Source organism: Protofrankia sp. Cr1 (assembly GCF_963555865.1).
Taxonomy (GTDB): Bacteria; Actinomycetota; Actinomycetes; order Frankiales; family Frankiaceae; genus Protofrankia.
Genome location: NZ_CAUVXO010000333.1, coordinates 1 through 5665, shown reverse-complemented (window position 1 = coordinate 5665; position 5665 = coordinate 1). Strand labels below are relative to the sequence as shown.

4 protein-coding genes are annotated in these 5665 nt (G+C 66.0%); 2 read left to right on the top strand and 2 right to left on the bottom strand.

The window, feature by feature from the left end:
• Positions 1-1553 (top strand): PP2C family protein-serine/threonine phosphatase (locus tag U9980_RS20570; protein WP_322769415.1); only part of this gene is annotated, 1553 nt, incomplete at its 5' end.
• 132 nt (positions 1554-1685) lie between these two features.
• Here U9980_RS20570 and U9980_RS20565 read toward each other — a convergent pair.
• Both U9980_RS20565 and U9980_RS20560 read right to left on the bottom strand, forming a co-directional pair.
• Positions 1686-3227, bottom strand: a complete 1542-nt coding sequence (locus U9980_RS20565; RefSeq protein ID WP_322769414.1) for a S53 family peptidase — start codon at positions 3225-3227, stop codon at positions 1686-1688.
• 322 nt (positions 3228-3549) lie between these two features.
• Positions 3550-4464 carry a methyltransferase gene (locus U9980_RS20560; protein WP_322769413.1) on the bottom strand — a complete coding sequence of 305 codons (915 nt, stop codon included), beginning with the start codon at positions 4462-4464 and terminating at the stop codon, positions 3550-3552.
• A 181-nt stretch (positions 4465-4645) separates the two neighbouring features.
• Between U9980_RS20560 and U9980_RS20555 the strand changes: the two genes are divergently transcribed.
• On the top strand, positions 4646-5665 hold a 1020-nt coding region (locus U9980_RS20555; RefSeq protein WP_322769412.1), incomplete at its 3' end, for a helix-turn-helix transcriptional regulator.

Genomic DNA, 5665 nt, shown 5'->3' with positions numbered 1-5665 from the left:
CCCAAAGCCTGGGCACCGCGCAGGGGCGTACCCACCCGAGTCGGGTTGCGTGGCTTCCTGCCCTGCTGGACGGATTACTGACCTCGACCCTCCTCGCCCACACTGTCCGTGACGACGATGGGCGAATCATCGACTTCTACATCAACCATGTCAGCGACGGATTCGTCGATCCGGCAGGTCGCGATCCACACGACCTTCTCGGCTGCCAGCTGCTGCACGTTTATCCGCTGCTGGCAGTGTCCGGCGGACTGTTCAACCGCGCCGTGAATGTGCTCACGACGGGCCGGCCCTACCACGCCGCGGGCGTCGTCGTCCGCGTCCTTGCCGGCGACGCCACTGTTGCGGTCGACATGGACGTGCGCATAGCCCGGCTCTACGACGGTATCGTGATCACATGGCGTCCAACGGACGGCACCGACGGACTCGCGGCTCTCCTGCAGCACGCGCAGCGGCTCGGTCAGCTGGGTGGCTGGCAGCAAGACCTTCGCACCGGCGACGTGCGTTGGACTGACCACACCTTCGCGCTGTTCCGGCTGGCACCCACAGCCACGCCCATCGCGTTACAGGACCTGGACTCCCACGTCCTCCCCGAGGACATCGGCGCAGTCGATCGCTTCCGGAAGACGCTGCTGACAATGCGACGACCAGCCTCCGTCGCTTTCCGGCTTGTCCGCGTGGATGGTGTGACACGGCACATACGCGCGTTTGGCGAACCGGTGACGGATTCAGCCGGAGCCCTCATCGCCGTTAGTGGCGCCTACCAGGACCTGTCGACCCAATATCACACACAAGTAGCGCTTGCCGCCACCCGTGAGCAACTTGCTGACACCGAACAGCGAGCCGAGGATCGGCACCGTCTCGCCCTGCAGCTGCAGCATGCCATCACGCCGTCTTCGGCGGACCCCATCCAGGCCGCCAGCCTGGATGTCGCCGTCCGCTACCGCCCGGCAGAGCAGGATCACCTGGTCGGTGGCGACTGGTATGACGTCGTGGTTCTACCCTCCCAGGATGTTTTCCTCGTCATCGGCGACATCGCCGGACATGGTATCACCGCTGTCACAGGCATGGTTACACTACGCAACAGCCTGCGCGGCCTCGCCATGACGGGAGCCGGCCCCGCCCAGCTCCTCACCTGGCTGAACAGTGTCGCCTACCACCTCACCGACAACATCACCGGAACCGTCATCTGCGGCTTGTACAAGCCAACCACCCACATGCTGCGCTGGGCGCAAGCCGGCCACCTCCCGCCCGTTCTCGTCCGCCGTGGCGCTGCGCGGACGCTGTGCCCACCCCAGGGCACGCTCCTTGGCGCGGACGTCCGCAGCTGCTACGAGGAGGCCACCGTATCCCTCCAGGTCGACGACGGCCTCCTGCTGTTTACCGACGGTCTTGTCGAACGCCGTGCGACCGCCCTCGGCGAGACCCTTGAAGCGCTGTTGTCTCTCGCCGGCCAGCCCATTGGCGACCTCCAGCATTACGCCGACAATATCCTCCAGGGCACTACCCCCGATACCGACGATGACGCATGTCTGATTGCCGTCCGCCTCCGCTGACTGCCTTGGATGCCGCAGGCCCCGCGGCAATCCCTGAAGGGGAGTTCGCCACCCGCCATATTCATGTCGGCAATCGACATAGAGCAGCCGTGGCGGCACACCGCCACGGCTGCTCTCATCCTGAAACCCCGATCAGGCGGTGGCGAACGCCTGGATGATCTTCATGCCGTCCGGGGTGCCGAGCCCGGTGCAGGCATCCCAGCCTTGGCGGGCGTCGTAGCCGTCGATGCCGCCGGTGACAATGTCGCGGAAAGCGCCGTTGCTGTTAGCCAGATCGTAGAGGGTACTGTGCGGTGCACCAATCGGTTTGCCGAGCTTCTGGTTGGCGATGGCGGTGAGGGCGGCCCACAGGGGCGCGACGGCGCTGGTGCCGGCGGCCACGGCGTCCTGTCCGTCGACCCGCACCTCGTAGCCGGTGAGCGGGTCGGCGTCGCCTGCCACGTCGGGTACGCCGCGGCCGGGCTTGTTCAGTGGATTCAGCGGCACCTGCGCATTCTGCTGATAGGCAGGCAGGGCGAAGTGCCGGCTGACCCCACCCCCGGTGGCACCGTGACCGGCGGCGAGTTCGTTCCAGACCGTCTCGTCGGAGGCGGTGAGTTTGGTGCCACCGCAAGCGACGACATGGGGGCTGGAGGCCGGGAAGTCGACATGCAGGCCACTGGGCAGGCCGGCGGTGGCACCGTTGTCGCCGGCGGCGCAGAAGACCGTGACGCCGAGCGCCGCGGCGTCGGCGAACAGCGCGTCGTAGCTGTCCATCGCCTGGACGGTCCAGCTGTTCTCGGGATTTCCCCAGCTGATGGAGATCACTGTGGGCCGGCGGAGCTGGTCATGCAGGGCCGCGGCGATCGCGTTGTAGAAGCCGCGGGTGGTGTTCGGGGCAAAGTAGACCGCCATGGTGGCGCCTTGGGCGATGGCCCCGACCATCTCGATGTCCAGGGCGACCTTGCCGTCGTCCTTGCCGCCGGGGCTGTTGCGGGCCCCGTCCACCGATATGGCGGTGATCCTCGGCGTGCGCAGCTTCTGGTTCGTGAAGTACCTCTTGAGATCGTGGATGTGGTAGCCGCCGCCGAGCTCGATGAGGGCGACGGTCTGGCCTGATCCGTCGGCGTCCGTGGGGAAGCCGTAGCGCCGGGCCACCTGCTGGGGCGGGTAGCTGATCTCCAGTGTGTCCGGCATGACGCCGTTGGCCTGGGCCATGCGGAAGTGTGGGCGGGCTTGGCGGCGGTCATCGAGCCCGAGGACGGCTTGGACCACAGGTGCGAGTCCGGCCGGCACGTAGATCTCGCCCTCGCGGCCCCGGTACGTCGTGTCCTGGTATTTGTACTCGCCCAGGTCGACCTGGAAGGCCTGGTTCATCTGGCCGACGGTCCCGGCCAACCCCACCGACCGTGCTGGCAGATCGATCGAGGTGATGGAGAGTCCGTGCGTGTGTGCGAACTCCTCCAGTCGGGCAACGTCCCGCCGGTCCGCTCCACGGCTGGCCGCGAACGCGGCGCGGTCCATCCGCGCCAAGGCCGTCTGCCCGTCCCGCAGGGAGGCATTGGAACGCCGGTGCAATACAATGGTGATCTCGGCCGGCGCGGTGGCAGCGGCCGATCGGATGCGACGGCTGCCGGCGGGGGCCTCGCGCAGACTGCCCGGTACCGCGTGGAACCTCTGCTTACTGGGGGACATGATTTCCTCGCTTCCTGAGTTCGGCAACTTCTGTTGGTTCTAGCGCTGTTCTTTTGCCAATTGACGCGAGCTATCGCAAGGCCCTGACCTGCATGGCTCAGGGTGAGTTCCGCACGCAGCATGGTGTCGATGATCTGGCGGACCGGGTCCAGCGCGAAGGCCTGGCGGATTGCCGAGAACAGGACGGTCTTCCTTGCTACCGCTGCGACGAGGGAAAATCCGTGGCCTGGCTACCGTGTAACAACAGATCTTGTCGACCGACGACAACACGGCGAGGTGCGTGTCCGGCCCCGCGACGCCGCGTCTCTATTGCCGGTCGCTCTTAGGCGGCTTCGGCCACGATGAGACTCTGGGGGCCGGCGAGGGAAGCATAATCGACAAATCGCCAACCCGTTTGCGGCAGCCAGCCGCGAACCTCATCAACGCTGTAGGCATCGCCGTCGCGTAGATGCAACGCGAACTCGCCGGCTATCAGTGCGCCATGGAGTGGCTCGGTACGAGGGGCGTTCGTCCAGAAGTCGGCGAGCAGGAGGCGTGCGTCCGGGCCGGCCGCGCGGCGCACACGTTCCAGTAGGGCACGGTTGTCCCGCGGAGCCCAGTAGTGGATGAGGTTGGCCACCAGGAACACGTCGTAGCCCGTGGGAAGATGTCCGGTCATGACATCGCCTTCCTGCACGGCGATGCGTGATGTGAGGTCTGCCTCGGCGATGCACGCGCGGGTCATGGAGATGACGCTTGGAAGCTCCAGGACAGTCGCCTCCAGGTGCGGGTAGAACTGGGCGACGGCGATCGTCCACGAGCCCGTTCCGCCGCCGACATCGAGTAGGCGTCTGTGCGCGGAGAAGTCGAAACTCTCCGGGATGGCTCTGCAGGCCGGATAGTTGATCTTTTCCCGGAAGTGCAGGAACGGGCGCAGGTCAGCGGGCATGCGCCCGGTGAGGAACGCCGCGGCGCCGTTGCGGTAGGTGTCACCGTCGCGTTCGAGCAGGTCCAGCGCCACCATGGCGTCGGCGCTGAGTTGCACGGCACTGCGGGTCAGTCCCGTGTGAGCGGCCAGAGCGTCGATGGTCGCGGGCGAGTCGACAAGTGCCTCGAAGATCCCAGTTTCGTTTGCCGCGAAGACGTGCTTGGCGGCCATGGGGCCCGACACGAGCCGGATGATCGGCTCAGGGGTGACGGTGCTCGTCTCCCGGTCGGCCCGGCCGGGTGATCTGTGTACGAACGTTCCTGTCGTCACAGGCATCTCCTGCTGAGTTGGGGTCCTATTGCGCCCTGGAGGGCAGACATGCTGGACGGGCAAGACCGATCGTGGGCTATGACGGCCCGCCGGCCAATCCCACATCAGTGGGGGAGTTGGTGCCGAGGCATCCCAGAATCGTGGGGTGGCTGCCCCTTGGGCCGGAAATTACGATTCAGTGATGAACCGGGACCGTTTGCGCCGTACCCGCGCCGACATCGTACGGCTGGCGGATGATGGGCTCGACTGGGTCACGTTCTCGACACAGACGAGCGAGATTCTCAGCCGGCTCGTCCCTTTTCAGCGCAGTTGCTGGCATACGGTCGACCCGTGGACGATGTTGCTTACCGGCAGCCTCAACCAGAACATCGACTACTCTGGGTCCTGGCTGGCAACGCACGAGTACGTCCTTGACGATGTGAACAAGTGGTGGTTTCTTGCTCGGAGCGGACGGCAAGCGGGTGCAACGAGTCTCGCGACCCATGGTGACCTGTCTCGTAGCGCCCGGCACCGCTCCCACGAAGCGAGCGGCATTGGTGACGAACTACGCGGGTCGTTCGTCGCAGACGGCACCTACTGGGCGGCTGCGAGTTTTCTCCGTGACGAGAGCGAACCATGGTTCACCGAAGCAGACGTGCGCTTGCTGGCCTCACTGTGCGAGCCGATCGCCGTCGGCTTCCGGCGGGCTCTGCTCGCGACGGCAGTGACGACGGAGCATCCTCGGGATGACGGTCCGGGGGTGGTCATGTTCGATGAGTACGGCGACCCCGAGTCGATCTCGCCCGCCGCGGAGCGGTGGATCGAGGAAATGATCGAGGTTCCTCCACCGTCCGTCCCCGCCACGTCGAAGATGGTTCAAGTCGTCGCTGCCCGGGCCCGCGCGTTTGGCACCGGCCACGACTCGGTTGAGGTCTCGGCGCGGTCTCGGGTGCAGACGAGATCCGGGTCATGGCTGCTCCTGTACGGCACTCGGCTCTCCGGTGGTGCCGACGGCCGCACCGCGGTCATCATCCAGCCCGCCACACCCAACGAGGTCGCCCCGCTGGTCGCTCTCGCCTACGGGCTCTCTGATCGAGAGTGCCAGGTCACGCAGCTCTGCCTGCAGGGCCAGTCAACCAAACAGATGGCCCAGATGCTCGGAGTTTCGCCGTACACGGTACAGGACCATCTCAAGTCAATCTTCGACAAGACGGGCGTACGA